The organism is Amycolatopsis pittospori (assembly GCF_013870525.1).
GTDB classification, from domain to species: domain Bacteria; phylum Actinomycetota; class Actinomycetes; order Mycobacteriales; family Pseudonocardiaceae; genus Amycolatopsis; species Amycolatopsis pittospori.
This window is the reverse complement of the sequence record NZ_JACBXD010000043.1, coordinates 1-14,905: the sequence shown is the minus strand read 5'-3', so window position 1 is coordinate 14,905 and position 14,905 is coordinate 1. Positions and strand designations below refer to the sequence as shown.

The 14,905-nt window shown below is 69.5% G+C and carries 18 protein-coding genes; 10 read left to right on the top strand and 8 right to left on the bottom strand.

All coding sequences use genetic code 11. The annotated features are described in order from the left end of the window. Positions 1–69: 69 nt before the first annotated feature. Genes H5J31_RS23335 through H5J31_RS23325 form a run of 3 tightly spaced genes read right to left on the bottom strand, consistent with a single transcriptional unit; the run spans position 70 to position 2,610 of the window. Positions 70–816, bottom strand: a complete 747-nt coding sequence (locus H5J31_RS23335; protein WP_181774767.1) for an FAD:protein FMN transferase — start codon at positions 814–816, stop codon at positions 70–72. Next, positions 813–1,241, bottom strand: a complete 429-nt coding sequence (locus H5J31_RS23330; RefSeq protein WP_181774766.1) for an FMN-binding protein — start codon at positions 1,239–1,241, stop codon at positions 813–815. Before H5J31_RS23330 ends, H5J31_RS23335 begins: the two co-directional genes overlap by 4 nt. Before the next feature lie 22 nt (positions 1,242–1,263). Further along, on the bottom strand, positions 1,264–2,610 hold the full coding sequence (locus H5J31_RS23325; protein ID WP_181774765.1) for a ferredoxin reductase family protein: 1,347 nt from the start codon (positions 2,608–2,610) through the stop codon (positions 1,264–1,266). A gap of 145 nt (positions 2,611–2,755) precedes the next feature. On the opposite strand from H5J31_RS23325, the gene H5J31_RS23320 reads away from it, so the two are divergent. Further along, positions 2,756–3,463 (top strand): response regulator transcription factor, encoded by a 708-nt coding sequence (locus tag H5J31_RS23320; protein WP_181774764.1) that lies wholly within the window; start codon positions 2,756–2,758, stop codon positions 3,461–3,463. Continuing rightward, positions 3,460–4,890, top strand: coding sequence for a sensor histidine kinase (locus tag H5J31_RS23315; protein ID WP_181774763.1), 1,431 nt, complete (start codon positions 3,460–3,462; stop codon positions 4,888–4,890). Before H5J31_RS23320 ends, H5J31_RS23315 begins: the two co-directional genes overlap by 4 nt. Before the next feature lie 102 nt (positions 4,891–4,992). On the opposite strand, the gene H5J31_RS23310 is transcribed toward H5J31_RS23315, so the two are convergent. Further along, the gene (locus tag H5J31_RS23310) at positions 4,993–5,646 is read right to left on the bottom strand and encodes a pyridoxamine 5'-phosphate oxidase family protein (RefSeq protein WP_181774762.1); all 654 of its coding nucleotides are present in this window, start codon (positions 5,644–5,646) and stop codon (positions 4,993–4,995) included. A 92-nt stretch (positions 5,647–5,738) separates the two neighbouring features. On the opposite strand from H5J31_RS23310, the gene pdxR reads away from it, so the two are divergent. From pdxR to H5J31_RS23295, 3 genes are read left to right on the top strand one after another with little or no spacing between them, the layout of a single operon-like run. Continuing rightward, on the top strand, positions 5,739–7,097 hold the full coding sequence (pdxR, locus tag H5J31_RS23305) for a MocR-like pyridoxine biosynthesis transcription factor PdxR (RefSeq protein WP_181774761.1): 1,359 nt from the start codon (positions 5,739–5,741) through the stop codon (positions 7,095–7,097). A gap of 40 nt (positions 7,098–7,137) precedes the next feature. Then, complete coding sequence (locus H5J31_RS23300) at positions 7,138–8,235, top strand: D-alanine--D-alanine ligase family protein (RefSeq protein WP_181774760.1); 1,098 nt, start codon at positions 7,138–7,140, stop codon at positions 8,233–8,235. 44 nt (positions 8,236–8,279) lie between these two features. Then, entirely contained in the window at positions 8,280–9,230 is a 951-nt protein-coding gene (locus H5J31_RS23295; protein ID WP_181774759.1) for a zinc-binding dehydrogenase, read from the top strand. Here H5J31_RS23295 and H5J31_RS23290 read toward each other — a convergent pair. Both H5J31_RS23290 and H5J31_RS23285 read right to left on the bottom strand, forming a co-directional pair. After that, positions 9,227–9,769, bottom strand: a complete 543-nt coding sequence (locus tag H5J31_RS23290) for a DUF3515 domain-containing protein (RefSeq protein ID WP_181774758.1) — start codon at positions 9,767–9,769, stop codon at positions 9,227–9,229. The two genes, H5J31_RS23295 and H5J31_RS23290, sit on opposite strands and share 4 nt — an antisense overlap. Before the next feature lie 19 nt (positions 9,770–9,788). Continuing rightward, the gene (locus H5J31_RS23285) at positions 9,789–10,022 is read right to left on the bottom strand and encodes an Lrp/AsnC ligand binding domain-containing protein (protein ID WP_061986752.1); all 234 of its coding nucleotides are present in this window, start codon (positions 10,020–10,022) and stop codon (positions 9,789–9,791) included. A 133-nt stretch (positions 10,023–10,155) separates the two neighbouring features. On the opposite strand from H5J31_RS23285, the gene H5J31_RS23280 reads away from it, so the two are divergent. Then, entirely contained in the window at positions 10,156–11,112 is a 957-nt protein-coding gene (locus H5J31_RS23280; protein ID WP_181774757.1) for a thiamine-phosphate kinase, read from the top strand. A gap of 19 nt (positions 11,113–11,131) precedes the next feature. On the opposite strand, the gene H5J31_RS23275 is transcribed toward H5J31_RS23280, so the two are convergent. Further along, positions 11,132–11,875 (bottom strand): GNAT family N-acetyltransferase, encoded by a 744-nt coding sequence (locus tag H5J31_RS23275; protein WP_181774756.1) that lies wholly within the window; start codon positions 11,873–11,875, stop codon positions 11,132–11,134. Positions 11,876–11,995: 120 nt separating this feature from the next. On the opposite strand from H5J31_RS23275, the gene H5J31_RS23270 reads away from it, so the two are divergent. From H5J31_RS23270 to H5J31_RS23260, 3 genes are read left to right on the top strand one after another with little or no spacing between them, the layout of a single operon-like run. Then, positions 11,996–12,466, top strand: a complete 471-nt coding sequence (locus H5J31_RS23270) for a GNAT family N-acetyltransferase (RefSeq protein ID WP_181774755.1) — start codon at positions 11,996–11,998, stop codon at positions 12,464–12,466. Positions 12,467–12,475: 9 nt separating this feature from the next. Next, positions 12,476–13,012, top strand: coding sequence for a gamma carbonic anhydrase family protein (locus H5J31_RS23265; RefSeq protein WP_181774754.1), 537 nt, complete (start codon positions 12,476–12,478; stop codon positions 13,010–13,012). A gap of 20 nt (positions 13,013–13,032) precedes the next feature. Beyond that, positions 13,033–13,710, top strand: coding sequence for a uracil-DNA glycosylase (locus H5J31_RS23260; RefSeq protein ID WP_181774753.1), 678 nt, complete (start codon positions 13,033–13,035; stop codon positions 13,708–13,710). Positions 13,711–14,335: 625 nt separating this feature from the next. Here the strand turns inward: H5J31_RS23260 and rpmB are convergent. Then, positions 14,336–14,527: a 50S ribosomal protein L28 gene (gene rpmB, locus H5J31_RS23255; RefSeq protein WP_007031450.1), complete on the bottom strand. Its 192-nt coding sequence runs from the start codon at positions 14,525–14,527 to the stop codon at positions 14,336–14,338. Between the two features lie 132 nt (positions 14,528–14,659). Between rpmB and H5J31_RS23250 the strand changes: the two genes are divergently transcribed. Further along, positions 14,660–14,905 (top strand): DAK2 domain-containing protein (locus tag H5J31_RS23250; RefSeq protein WP_181774752.1); only part of this gene is annotated, 246 nt, incomplete at its 3' end.

The window sequence follows — 14,905 nt, the reverse complement described above, 5'->3', positions numbered from 1 at the left end:
GCAACCTTCAACGTTGCGAAAGTGGCTTTCGCAACATCGTCGCCGCGGCGGACCGCGCGGCCGACGGGGTCAAGCCAACCGGAGTCCCGGAGAGCGATGCACCTGCCGTTTCGCGTCGATGATCAGGACCTGGCAGCCGGGCTGCGACGCGACCCAGGCGATCCCCTCGGTGCCCATCGCGAAAGCCGCCGTGGCCAGGGAATCCGCGGTGACGAGGTCGTCGGCGGCGACGGTGACGCTCAGCAGCCCGACGGGCGGTCGCCCGGTCCGCCCGTCCAGGATATGCGCGCCGCGTTCGTATTCGGCCGAGGTCGCGACGGCGCCGCCGGAGGTCTCCACCACCGCGCAGATCGCGTCCGGCTGTTCGGGATGCCGGATGCCGACGCGCCAGGGGCGACCGGGTTCGGGTTCGCCGGAGGTGACGACGTCACCGCCGGCGTTGATACAGAAGACGCCCAGGCCCTCGGCCCGCAGCAGCGCCGCCGCCCGCTGCACCGCCCACCCCTTGACCACCGCGTTGGGATCGAGTGACCGGCCGGGGAGGCGGGCGGTGAACGCGCCTCCGGACAGCCGTTCGTAGTGGTCGCACAGCGAAAGCACTTCGAGCAGGTCGTCGCTCAGTTCGGACGGCGCGAGGTCGCCGCGGTCGTAGCGGCGGACCTCGCTGTCCTCCTTGAACGGGCTGAACCGGGCGTCGACCTCGCGCAGCCACCCGAAGACACCGTCGATGGCGTGGTCGACGGTCTCGTCGGTGTCGCCGGCGGCGCGGACGTCGACCGAGATCGGCAGTCCCATCACCTGCTCGACGCGGTTCATCTGGCGTCCAGCGCCGCCTGCAGCGATTTGACGTAGGACTCGCTCGTCGAGGTCGCGCCGGAGACGGTGTCGATGTCGGCGCTCTGCGCGGTCAGGGTCTCCTGCCGCAGCACCGGGATCGCTTCGACGCCGCGACCGCTGGTCGGCCGCTGCAGCAGCCGGACGTCGGAGATCGTGTCCTCGGCCGAGATCACCAGCTGCACCTGGACGGTGCCGTAGCGGTTGCTCTCCACCGAACCGTCGACCGTGCGTTCGGACCCCTCGGACGCGCCACCGTCCGAAGTGGACGCGGCGGACGTGCTCGGCCGCGCGGGCGCGGCGGCGGCCACGGTCTCCGTACCCAGCGGACCCGGTTCGTACAGCCAGACACCGAGGAAGCCGAAGGCCGACAGGGCGACCGTGGCGGCGACGATGGTCTTCTTCATGATCTGATGCTCCTCAAAGGACTCAAGCGGCGAGGCTGAAGCGTTCGGCGTGGACCTGCTGGTTCGGCACGTGCAGTTCGCGCAGGCTGCGCAGCGTCGCCGAGGTCATCCCGGGCGGGCCGCAGACGAAGACGTCGCGTTCCCTGACGTCCGGCACCATCCGCCGCAGGCTGTGCGCCCCGAGTACCGGTCCGTGCGGACCGGCCAGATCGGACGGTCCACTGAGGACCCGGACCACCGCGCCGCGTGCCCGGGCCAGCCCGACGAGTTCCGGCAGCAGGACGGCGTCGTGTTCGGTGCGCACGCGGTAGAGCACCACGACATGTCCGGAGATCTCCTCCAGCAGCGCGCGGATCGGCGTGATCCCGACCCCGCCGGCGACCAGCAGCGCGTTCGGTTTCCGCTGGTGCATCGTGGTGAACGCGCCGTACGGGCCCTCGGCGAACACCCGTGTCCCGACCTTCAGCGAACGCAATGACGCGCTGCCCTCGCCGGCGGCCTTCGCGGTCAGCCGCAGTGTGCGGCCGTCCGGCGCGGCCGAGAGCGAGAACGGGTTGGCCTGCCACCAGCGATCCCTGGTCATGAACCGCCAGAGGAAGAACTGCCCGGCCTTGGCGGGCATCTTGTCGAGATCCTTGCCGCTGATGTAGATCGAGACGACGTCGTGGGATTCGGGGACCACGGCGACGACCTTGAGCCGGTGACGCAGGTTCCGCATCAGCGGCAGTACGACGCGGCCGGCGACCACCGAACCGAGCGCGACACCCCACATCGCCCACCAGTAGGCCTGCGCTCCCGGCGACGAAGCGAACGATCCGCCGAGCGCGATCTGGTGACTGAACGCCAACACGACGGCGGCGTAGGTGTAGAGATGGATGAAATGCCAGGTCTCGTACGCCAGCCGCCTGCGGGCGAAGCGTGCGGAAACGCCGCCGACCAGCAGGATGAGCGCGAACGCGACGACCGCGCGCAGGATCCCCTCCAGTTTGGTCACCATCGTCACGAACTCGTCGACCACGCCGCTGTCCTCGACCTGGGCGTAGCCGAAGAGGATGAAGACGAAGTGGGCGAGCAGCGTCCACAGCAGGCTGAACCCGGTCCAGCGGTGCCAGACGGTGAGCCTGTCCATCCCGAGGCGGCGGTCCAGCCAGGGGAGCCGGGCGACCAGCAGCAACTGGAACGCCATCGCCAGCGCCCCGTACAGACCGGCGAGCCTGCCGATGCTGATGAGGACGTTGTCCGACGGCCCGGCGGAGAAGAAGAGCATGGTCACGGCGGCCACGTTGGCCCCGAGGAAGAGGAAGAGCCCGGCGCGTGCGGCGATCCTGGGACGGATCGCCGGGCGCGGTTTCACGGCGGTCTGCGTCATGGTTGTCACACGTGGTCCCTTCCGGTCCGGTTCAAGTGCCGAGCCTGCTGTGCCAACCTGTGACCTTTCTGGGCGGAAGCTGTCGGCTTCCTGTCGTATGCGCTCCCGCCTCGCCCTCGCGCGCGCGTTCACGGAGGATGGGCTTGTGAACACCGAAAACCCCGTCCGCCTGCTGGTGGTGGACGACGAGCCGCATATCGCCGACCTGGTGGCGACGGTCGCCCGGTACGAGGGCTGGACGGCGGTCACCGCCGGTACCGGTGAGGCCGCGCTCGCGAAGGCCGCCGAATTCGTGCCCGACATCGTCGTGCTCGACCTGATGCTGCCCGGGATCGACGGGTTCACCGTGCTCGACAAGCTCCGCGAAGCCGGGACGGCCGTACCCGTCGTCTTCCTCACCGCGAAGGACGCCACCGCCGATCGCGTCGCCGGGCTCACTCGCGGCGGCGACGACTACCTGGTCAAGCCGTTCTCCGTCGAAGAGCTGATGGCGCGCCTTCGCGCTGTACTGCGCCGTAGCAATGGACAGGCGCGCGAGGCCGCGAAGCCCGCGCTGCTGCAGGTCGGCGACCTGACCATGAACGAGGACACCCGCGAGGTCGCGCGCGGCGGCAGGCCCGCCGAGCTGACGCCGACCGAGTACGAACTCCTGCGTTACCTCATGCGGCGTTCGCCGTCGGTGATGACGAAGGCGCAGATCCTCGACCACGTCTGGGAATACGACTTCGGCGGCCGGTCCAATGTGGTCGAACTGGTCATCTCGCATCTGCGCCGCAAACTCGACGACGGCGACGAGCCGCTCATCCACACCGTGCGCGGCGTGGGTTACGTCGTCCGGCAGGCGGCGAGATGAAAACGCTGCGCCGGTGGTACGACGCCTGGCGCCGATCGAGGCTCGGAACCCGGCTGGCGCTCGGCCTGGGCGCGCTGGCTTTGGTGGTGTTCGCCGTCGTCGGCACCGTGATGGTCGGCATCATGAAGGGCTATCTGAACGACCGGCTCGACGAGCAGCTCGCCAAGACCCAGATCAGCCAGGTGCCTTCCCTGCGTACCTCGCACGGCGGGAAACCGCAGCAGGCCTACGGCTGGTTCTCCGCGGTCTTTTCCGTGCGGAACGGCGACGCGCTGCCGCAGGCCGGGGGTTCTCTGCCGCCGGACACGAAGGCACTCGCGAAGGTCGCGGAGGACGCGACGCAGACCGAGGTGCTGCGCACGGTCTACATCGAGGACAAGGGCACCTATCGCGTCCGGGCCTGTCCGATCGAGCGGGATCAGAACATCGTGCTGGTCAGCGCCGCCCCGCAGGCGGACCTGGACCGGACGGTCAGCCAGCTGGTGATGGTGGAGGTCGTCGCGTTCCTGCTGGCGCTGGCGGTGCTGGTGATCGCGGGACGGCTGGTGCTGCGCCGGGGACTGCGGCCGCTGAGCGACATGGCCGGGACGGCGCACGACATCGCGTCGCACGACCTCACCGCGAACGCCGATCTTCCCGTGCGAGCGCAGGGGAACGGCGGCGGCGCCGAGGTCGAGGAACTGCGGACGGCGTTCAACGTGATGCTGGCGCACCTGGATTCCTCGCTCGTCGCGCGTACCGAGGCCAACGAGCGGCTGCGGCGCTTCATCGCCGACGCCTCCCACGAACTACGCACACCGCTGACGTCGATCCGGGGTTACGCCGAACTTTTCCGCTACGCCGCGGCGAACGAACCGGCCGAACGCGAGGCACATCTGGCGAAGATCCGGACCGAGACCGAGCGGATGAGCGTGCTCGTCGACGACCTCCTGCTCCTCGCGCGGCTCGACGCGCCGGAGACCGAAGCGCCGCTACGGCTCGTCGACGTCGACCTCGCCGAGCTGATCTCGGACGCGGGAGAGGCCTTCGCCGCCGGCCGCCCGGACCATCCGCTGACCCTCGGCGCGCTGCCGGAAGGCGTTGTCCTGCAAGCGGATCCGGTGCGTTTGCGGCAAGTGCTGGACAACCTCCTCGCCAACGCCGCGGTGCATACGCCGCCCGGTACGGCGGTCACGCTGTCGGGCGCGGCCACGGCCGGGGAGGTCGTCCTTCGGGTGAGCGACGCCGGGCCGGGCATCCCGCCGGAAGTACGTGAGCGGATCTTCGACCGGTTCTACCGGGTCGACACCGCCCGCACCCGCGGCAACGGCGGGACCGGGCTCGGGCTTTCGGTGGTGCTCTCGCTGGTCTCCGCGCACGGCGGTTCGATCGAGGTCGAGAGTGTGCCGGGGGCGACGACCTTCACCGTGCGGTTGCCGCGGCGATGACAGTCCCTTTCGGCTCCTCCCGCGTGCTATGAACGGCCCGTTACTTGCAAAATTTGCAAGTAACGGGCCGTTCATAGCACGCCCGGGTCGACGTGACGGCCGTCAGCCGACCCGCGACTTCACGTGGTCCGGCACGACCCACTCCCGCACCAGGTCCACCGAAGGTTCCGGTTCCCCGAAAACGGTCCGCACCGGGAGCACCCCGGCCCACGAGAGATCGGCCGCGACCTCGTCCTCGGGGTCGTCGGGGCCCTCGCCGCGCATCTTCACCGACGCCTCGGTGAGGTCCAGTTCCAGCACCGAAACCGACGCGAACTCCTTCGCGTTCACGTCGCGCGCGTGCTCCCAGGAGCCGGGCGCGAGGTGGTCGGTCAGGACGCGGAGACCGTGCATCTTCCGCTCGCGGTCGGTGACCATCGTGGCCTTGCCCAGGATCACCGCGGAGCGGTAGTTCATCGAGTGGTTGTTGACCGAGCGCGCGTAGACGATGCCGTCGAGCAGGGTCACCGTCACGCAGATCTCGACGCCGTCGGAGTCGCGCATACTCTTCGCGCCGGTGGATCCGTGCAGGTAGAGCGTGTTCCCGTCGCGGCCGTAGCCGGTCGGGATGACCAACGGGGCGCCGTCGCGCACGACGCCGAGGTGGCAGATCAGGGCTTCGTCGAGCACCGCGTACAGCGCCGAGCGGTCGGTGAGCGCGCGGTTCTTCTTGCGGCCGAGAGTGGTCCGGTCGGTGGGAGAGAGCGGGGTGGACATGCGAGCAGTCTCACCCACGAGAGTGGCCTGTAATAACGTCCAATTCTCCTATACTTGAGAAGGCCACTTTCTCCTGAAGAGTCGAGCACAGCATGTCCGACACCGCTCTGCCGGTCAGTCTCGACCGCGATTCGCTCGTCCCGCTCGCGGTCCAGCTGGCCGACGCTTTGCGCGCGGCCGCGGGGGACGGGCATCTGCGCGGCGGTGACAGGCTGCCCTCGACCAGGGCGCTCGCGAACCGGCTCGGCGTCAGCCGCACGGTGACGTCGGCCGCGTACGAGCAGCTTCACGCGGAGGGCTGGATCGCGGGCCGTCACGGCTCCGGCACCTACGTCACCACGACACCGCCCGCCGACAGGCCGTCGAAAGGGCCCACGCCCGGCGTCGCCGCCACACCTCCGACGCTGGTCGACCTCACCCCGGGTGTGCCGTGGGCCGACGGCGTCGAGAAGGCGGCCTGGCGCCGCGCGTGGCGGGCCGCGGCCGATCCGCGCCCGACGTATCGCGAGGACAGGGCCGGTCTGCCCGCTTATCGGGACGCCGTTTCCGAGCATCTGCTGCGGCACCGCGGCCTCGCCGCCGGAACCGTCCTGGCCACCGGCGGTACGACGGCGGCGGTGATCGAGCTCGCGGGCGCGGTCCTCGCGCGCGGCGACCGGGTCGCCATCGAGGAGCCGGGCTACCAGCGCGCGGTGCAGGCGTTCCGCCGGGCCGGGCTGGAGGTCGTCGCCGTTCCGGTCGACGAGGAGGGCCTGCGCCCGGACGCCGTCCCGGCCGACGTGCGCGCCGTCTACTGCTCGCCCGCGCATCAGTACCCGCTCGGCAGCCGCATGAGCGCGTCCCGCCGCGTCGAACTGGTCGAACTCGCCCGCGCCGAGGGCATGCTGGTGATCGAGGACGACTACGACGGCGAGCTGCGGTTCGACGTCGCGCCGCTGCCGCTGCTGGCCGCGCTCGCACCCGACGTCGTGGCGCATCTCGGCACCACGAGCAAGATCCTCACCCCGGCGCTGGGCGCGGGCTGGATGGTCGCGCCGCCGCAGGTCGCGGCGGCGGTGCTGGAGTACCGCGAAGCCACCGGGACCCGCCCGTCGCCCGCCGGACAGCGGGTGCTGGTCGAGCTGGCGCGGCACGGAGATCTGGGGCGGCATCTGCGCAAGCTCCGGAGGGAACTGTCGGAGCGCCGGTCGCTGGTCTCGGCCGCGCTGACGGCCGCGGGGATCCCGGTGCTCGGCGACGACGCGGGCGCGCATCTGGTCGTCCCCTGTGGATCGGCGGACGAAGAGGCGGCGCGGATGGCGGCGGCGGAACGCCGCGGGATCCGGCTCGACGGTCTCGCCCGCCATTTCGCCGGCACACCGACGGTGTTCGGGAACCTCATCGGCTACGCGGGCTGTTCGCGCGAGGCGTTGCGATCCGCGCTCAAGCCGCTACTGGATGTGCTCAGCTAGGCGCCGTGGGGGCCGCCACCACGGCAGATACAGTGCTGGCATGAGTTCTCAGAAGATCCGGGTGGCAGTCGTCTTCGGCGGGCGCAGTACCGAGCACACGATTTCGTGTGTGTCCGCGGGCAGCATCCTGGCGAACCTGGATCCTGAGCGGTTCGAAGCGGTACCGGTCGGGATCACCCCGCAGGGTGGCTGGGTCCTCGGCACCGGCGACCCCGCGCAGCTGAGCATCCAGGGCCGTGAGCTTCCCTCGGTCGAGGGCGGCAAGGCACTGGTCCTGGCCGGCGATCCGACCAGCCGGGAACTCGTTTCGCTGGAACCCGGTCGGGAGACCGAGGTCCTCAGCGCGGTCGACGTCGTCTTCCCGGTGCTGCACGGCGCCTTCGGTGAGGACGGCACGATCCAGGGTCTCCTGGAGATGGCGGGCATCCCGTACGTCGGTCCCGGCGTCTTCGCCAGCGCGGCCGCGATGGACAAGGAATACGCGAAGAAACTCCTTGCCGCCGAAGGAATCCCGGTCGGCAAGTATGTCGCGCTGCGCCGTGACCAGTCCACTTTGGACGACGCCGAGCGCGAACGGCTCGGCCTGCCGGTGTTCGTGAAGCCGTCCCGTGCCGGATCGTCCATCGGGATCAGCAAGGTGACGTCGTGGGACGACCTCGACGCCGCCATCGCCCTAGCCCGCCAGACCGATCCCAAGGTCCTCATCGAGGCGCAGTCCGTCGGCCGCGAGGTCGAATGCGGCGTCCTCGAATTCCCGGACGGCCGGATCGAAGCGTCGCTGCCCGCCGAGGTCCGCGTGCTCTCCGAGGAAGAGGGCGCCTGGTACGACTTCGAGACCAAGTACATCGGTGACGACGCCGAACTCGACATCCCGGCCAAACTGGACGACGACGTCACCACGCGCGTCCGCGCCATGGCCGTCGAGGCGTTCCGCGCGCTGGACTGCCAGGGCCTCGCCCGCGTCGACTTCTTCGTCGGCGAAGACGGTGAGCCGAGCATCAACGAGGTCAACACGATGCCCGGCTTCACCACGAAGTCGGCCTACCCGAAGATGTGGGAGGTCACCGGTGTCGACTATCCGACCCTGCTGACCACCCTCATCGACACGGCGATCGCACGGGGCACCGGCCTGCGCTGACGCGTCCTTGACCTCCAGCGGACTCGAGGTCATAGCTTGCGTCCATGCGTGCGATCAGAGTGTCCCGGTTCGGTGATCCCAGTGTTCTCGAAGAGGTCGAATCGCCGACCCCCGAACCCCGGGCGGGAGAACTTCGCGTCCGGGTGACCGCGGTCGGCGTCGGCTGGCTCGACACGCTCATCCGGCGCGGCGAAGGTCCCGAGGTGTTCGGGATCGAGCCGCCGTACGTACCGGGCGGCGCCGTCGCGGGCACGGTCGAGGCCGTCGGCGCCGAGGTCGACGAGACCTGGCTCGGCAAGCGGGTCGTCACCAGCGCGACCGGTGGCTACGGCGGGGGTTACGCGGACACGGTCCTCTCGTTGCCGGACGGCGTCTTCCCGATTCCGGAAGGCCTCGATCCGCGGCACGCTGTCGCACTGCTCGACGACGGCAGCACCGCGCTGGCACTGCTGGAGAGGACGCCGGTCCAGGCAGGGGAGCGGGTTTTGGTGGCGCCCGGCGTCGGCGGTCTCGGCAGCCTGCTCACGCAGTTGCTCACCGCGGCGGGGGCCACCGTCGTCGCGGCGGTCCGGGGCGGGGAAAAGGCCGCGATCGCCCGGAAACTGGGCGCCGAACCGCTCGACTACTCGGTGGACGAAGACCTCTCCGGAGGTGGCACGTTCGACGTCGTGTTCGACGGCGTCGGCGGAAAGCTCGGCGCGTCGGCCGTGGCGCTGCTCGCCGACGGCGGCCGCTTCTCCGGCTACGGCATGTCCAGCGGCGCGGAGACCGTGATCGGCGCCGAAGACCGGAACCGGCTGACCATTGTGGACATGGCCCAGCTGCCGGAGTTCTGGTCCGAGACGCCGCGCCGGGTACGTGAGGTGCTGCGGCTGGCCGCCGACGGCGCGCTGACTCCGATCATCGGCCGGACCTATCCACTGGCCGAAGCGTCCGCCGCGCATGCGGACATCGAGGCGCGGCGGTTCACCGGGAAGCTCCTGCTGCTGCCCTAGAAACGCAGCGGCGCCGGGGGAAGGTTCGCGGCGACGACCTCCGAAATGGTCTGCAGCGGCCCTGTCCCGGCGGTGTTCGGAACCGTGAGCGCGGTGTAGACGGGACGGTCGACGACGAACCAGGTCGCGGCGCCTTCCCCCTCGACCTGCAGCCACTGGACGCCGTTGATCGTCCGTAGCTGCGAGGTCCGGGTGAGCTCCGGAGGCTTGCCGAGCCCGCAGCGCAGGACCACCGGGTCGCCGGTGCCCCAGCCGACCGTCGCCTGGGGGGCGGGGTCGGCGAGCTTCCGCCTGACCAGCGTGTTCCCGGCCGAGGTGAGCTCGTGCGGGAGCCCGCCGATGAGCTTCGCGCATTCGGGCGTGCCCGACTGCGGTGCCTCGACCGGGACGAGTGGAAGCGGGGCGTCGGCGGCCGGCGCCTCGGAGTCCGCGCCGCGGGTCAGGCCGAAGACGGCCACTCCCGCGAAGAGCAGGACCGCCAGGCAGGCGGCCGCGATCAGCAGTGGTTTCGGGGGAGCGCCGGTGTCCGTGTCAGCCACCCGACCACTACACCATCTCTTACAGATTCACGACCGGGCAGGTCAGCGTCCGAGTGATGCCCTCCACGTTCTGCACCTTGGCGACGACGAGCTGGCCCAGCTGATCGACGGTGTCGGCCGCCGCCTTGACGATGACGTCGTAGGGGCCGGTGACATCCTCCGAACTGGTGACACCGGAGATGGTGGAGATCTCCGCGGCGACCGCGGCGGCTTTGCCGACCTCGGTCTGAATGAGGATGTATGCGTGGACCACGGCGCGCCCCTTCGTAAAAGTCGGCTCAAAATAGGAACGTTGTAGCAACGTATCGCCAGCCCCGGGAAAAACCTAGGGCTTCCGACTATCGGTGATCGACATTTGTCCGGACAAGAGAAAACGGAGGTGACGGGTGTCACCGAAAGACGGCACGGTCGCCGGGACCGGTGAATTCCGGCTGATCGAGGCGGTGACCGCCGGCCGGAAACAGCCGGAGACGACACTGCTCGGACCGGGTGACGACGCGGCCGTGGTGGCCACCCCGGACGGCCGGACGGTGGTCTCCACCGACGTCCTCGTGCAGGGCGTCCACTTCCGCCTCGACTGGTCCAGCGCCGAACAGGTCGGCCGCAAGGCGGTCTCGGTGAACCTCACCGACATCGCCGCCATGGGTGCCCGCCCGACGTCCGTCCTCATGGGATTCGCCTGCCCGGCGGACACCGAGACGGCGGTCGTCACCGAACTCACCCAGGGCATGTGGGCCGAAGCCGACCGCGCCGGTGTCGGGATCGTCGGCGGCGACATGGTGCGCGCCGACCAGATCGTGATCAGTGTCACCGCGCTGGGCGACCTCGGCGGCAGGGAGCCGGTGAAGCGCTCCGGCGCCCGTCCCGGCGACGTCGTCGCGGTCTGTGGACGGCTCGGCTGGGCGGCCGCCGGTCTCGCCGTGCTCGGGCGGGGGTTCCGCTCACCGGTCAGCGTGGTCAACGCGCAGCGCTGCCCCGAACCGGACTACGACGCCGGGATCCGCGCCGCGGACGGCGGCGCGACGTCGATGATCGACGTGTCCGACGGGCTTCTGTCCGACCTCGGCCACATCGCGGCGGCTTCCGGAGTGGGGATCGACGTGCGCACCGCCGATCTCGACGTGTCGACCAGACTGACCGAGGTCGGCACCGCGCTCGGCGCCGACCCGCTGAAGTGGGTGCTCACCGGCGGCGAGGACCACGCCTTCGCGGCCACCTTCCCCTCGTTCGCCGACCTGCCGGAGGGCTGGTCGGAGATCGGCGTCGTCACCATGCCGGATTCCGGTGTGACGGTGGACGGGAAGAAGTACGGACACGTCAACGGCTGGGAACACTGGCGCTGACCGGCCGAGTCAGCGTGAGTCAGCGTGAGGCCCACCAGGTCGACTGGCCGGTGACGGTGAAGCCGAGGGATTCGTAGAGCGGCCTGCCCGCCTTGGAGGAAGTGAGGGTGACCGGCAGCCCGGCCAAGGGGGCGAGGGAGCCGAGCATCACGGCCCGTCCGACCCCACGAGAGCGGAAGGCCTCCGGAGTGCCGACCCAGTAATGGCTGCCGTAACCGTTCTCGACGGTCGTGACGCACGCCCCGGCGACCTCGCCGTCCAACCGCGCGATGAATACCTCGACCCCCGGCTGTCCGAGCAGGGCCGTGGGAAACATCTCACCCGCGCGGTAAGGCTCGAACCGGGTGAGCTCGAAGCCCGCGATCACCGCGCGTTCGGCCGCCCGCAGGTCCGTCTCCGAATGCACCCGGACCACCTCCATCGCGGGTTCGGCGACGGGGGCGGGCGGGCGCAGCATGACGGGCATCCGCCAGCTGCGCAGGTCCCCGAGATGGTTCAGATCGGTGACACTGAAGGGATCCTCCGCGTCCACCGGGCCGGAGGCGCGTGCGGCCAGTTCGGTGATCTCGGCCAGCTCTTCGACGGTGAGGTCGGGTTCCTGGATCAGGACACGCAGTCCCGCGCGCTCGTCACCGGCGACGGCGAGGAAGCCGCGACGGCGGATCACCTCGTGTCCGCGGGACCGGCCGGTAGCGGCCCAGAACGCGGCGGAGTTGCGGGCCTGGCGCAGTGGCGACTCGGCGAGACCGGCTTCGATCGACATGATCGGAACCTAAGTGTGGAAAGGCTCCGGCGACAGTGCCGATCACACCACATCCGGTTGGGCCAATCCCGGCCGAAACGACCTTTCCCCGCGACGCGGCTGCTCGCTAATCTCACGCCCATGGACCTTCGTGTGCTGCCCTACGACCACCCCGACGCGGCGAAGCTGCTGGCCGAAGCCCAGCTCGAGCTGGCGGCCCGGTACGGCAGTGAAGACGCGACGCCGATGGATCCGGCCCAGTTCGCTTCGCCGCGGGGGCTGTTCTTGGCCGCGTACCTCGATGACGTCCCGGTTGCGTGCGGCGCCTGGCGGTCGCACGACGGGCCCGACCCCTTGCTGCCCGGCGACGCGGAGATCAAGCGCATGTATGTGACGGCTTCGGCGCGCGGACGCGGGCTCGCGCGAGCGATCCTCGCCGGTCTGGAGCGGACGGCCGCCGAGGCCGGACGGCTGCGTATGGTGCTCGAGACCGGTGACAAACAGCCGGAGGCCATCACACTGTACGAGTCGGCGGGTTACCGGGAGATTCCGGGTTTCGGCTACTACAAGGACGAACCGGAAAGCATCTGCTACGGCAAGCCGCTGGTCTAGGAGGAACGAATGCCGATCTACGCACTGGGCGACCTCGAACCTTCGATCCACCCGGACGCCTACGTACATCCCGACGCGACCGTGATCGGCGACGTCCGGATCGCGGCCTTCGCCTCGGTGTGGCCGCAGACGGTGCTGCGCGGCGACCACGGGTACATCGAGATCGGTGAACGCTCCAACGTCCAGGACGGCTGCGTACTGCACTGCACCCGGCAGGATCCGACGGTGATCGGGAAGTCGTCCGCCGTCGGGCATTCCGTGCACATCGAAGGCGCGCGGATCGGCGAGGGCTGCCTGATCGCGTCGGGATCGGTGGTGCTCAACGGAACCGTCGTCGAGGACGGCGGGATGGTCGGCGCGGGCGCGGTCCTCTCCTATGGGTCCCATGTGGACAGTGGTCGGATCGCGCTCGGCGTCCCGGCGAAGACGCGGCCGAACACGTCGTTCGGACCGGACATGATCAAGCTCGTCGTCGACGGGTATGTCGAGCGTGCGGGACTCTTTCGAAAAGAACTCCGTCGGGTCGAGCCTCGCCGCCTCGGATGACGTGAGTAAGCTCGCACGCCGTGACCGCACGACCGCTGCAGGACATCGTCGAAGCAGGCTGGGCGCAGGCCCTCGAACCGGTGGCGCCGCAGGTCGCCGCGATGGGGGAATTCCTCCGCGCGGAGATCGCCGCGGGCCGGACCTATCTCCCGGCGGGGGAACACGTGCTGCGGGCCTTCCAGCAGCCGTTCCACGACGTGCGGGTGCTGATCGTCGGCCAGGACCCGTACCCGACGCCCGGGCACGCCGTCGGGCTCAGCTTCTCGGTGGCGCCGGACGTCCGGCCCATCCCGAAGAGCCTGATCAACATCTACAAGGAGTACTGCGAGGACCTCGGGCACCCGTTGCCGTCCAACGGTGACCTGACCCCGTGGGCCGACCAGGGCGTCCTGCTGCTCAACAGGGCGCTGACGGTGCAGCCCGGCAAATCGAACTCGCACCAGGGCAAGGGCTGGGAAGACGTCACCGAGCAGGCCATCAAGGCCCTCGCCGCGCGGGAGGAGCCGATGGTGGCGATCCTGTGGGGCCGCAACGCGCGGAATCTGAAGCCCATGCTGGGGAACGTGCCGTGCATCGAGTCGGCGCACCCGAGCCCGCTCTCGGCGCACGCCGGCTTCTTCGGCTCGCGTCCCTTCAGCCGGGCGAATCAGCTGCTCGCCGACCAGGGCGCCGGCCCCGTCGACTGGAAGCTCCCCTAGCCGTGGTGGCGTGACCGGGCCTCGCTGCCGTGAGCCCTTCGCGGCTCGGGTCCGGACCGGCTGACGGAGCCGGGTCCTCCTTGACTATCCACAAAGGACACATTCTGGTGACTAGGTGTCCGATTTGTGTCGATATGTGCGATTTTTGGCCGGGGTCGTGAGTGGTAAGGCGGGTTAGAACCCTCCTTACCACTCACGACCCCTCTCGGAACCGTGCAGATGTGCCGAAGCGGGCATCCGCATCTCGAAAAGTGTTCTTCATGGATTGTCGAGAGGCGTCGGTCTTGCTGGCGAGTCGGCTGCCGTCGCCGAACCCGCCACGCCGCCCTGGGGAAGTCCGGGGAAGGGGACACGAAGGACGCTTTCGCTTCAACGTTGCGAAAGTGCCCTTCGCAACGTCGGTGCGTGACCGCTGAGGCGATTGTGGCGCCTGTGACCACAGAAGTGATCTCCAAGTCCGTGAAGGCCTCCTTCCCTACCTTGAGAGTAGGGAAGGAGGCCTTCACGGACCGCCAGGACTTACGCCGCCCAGGGGGTCCGCAAGTAGTCGACTGATTGCGAACCGGTCCGGGCGCAAAAAAATGGCGGGTGCTCGAAGAGCACCCGCCATTTCCCCAAAAACCCGTCAGCCGCGAACGACCTTGCCCGCCTTGATGCACGAGGTGCAGGCGTTCAGGCGCTTGCGCTGGGACAGACCGATCTTGGCGTGAACAGTCTGGATGTTCGGGTTCCACCGGCGGTTGGTACGCCGGTGGGAGTGCGAGACCGACTTGCCAAAGCCCGGTCCCTTGCCACAGACGTCGCACACGGCAGCCACGTCGAACTCCTCTGGATCTGGGACGAAAGAATGGTGCCCAGCATGCTGGGCAACTCGACCATAGTAACCAGTGGCTCTGAGCCCTCCGGCACCGGGTCGATACCCTCGCTGGAACAGCTAGGAGGTTACGGGGTGCGGGTGCTGGACGTGGCGGCGGTGTCGGCTTGGTCGGCGGCCTGTGTGCACAGCTTGGCGGTGCTGCGGCCGGCGATCGACGGCATCAACGTCTACCCGGTCGCGGACTCCGACACGGGCTCGAATCTGCTGTTCACCATGACCGCGGCGCGGGACGCGCTGGCCGGGGCCGAGCCGGGGACCACGGCCGAGGCGCTGGCGGTCTTCGCGAAGGGCGCGGTGGCGGCGGCCAAGGGCAATTCG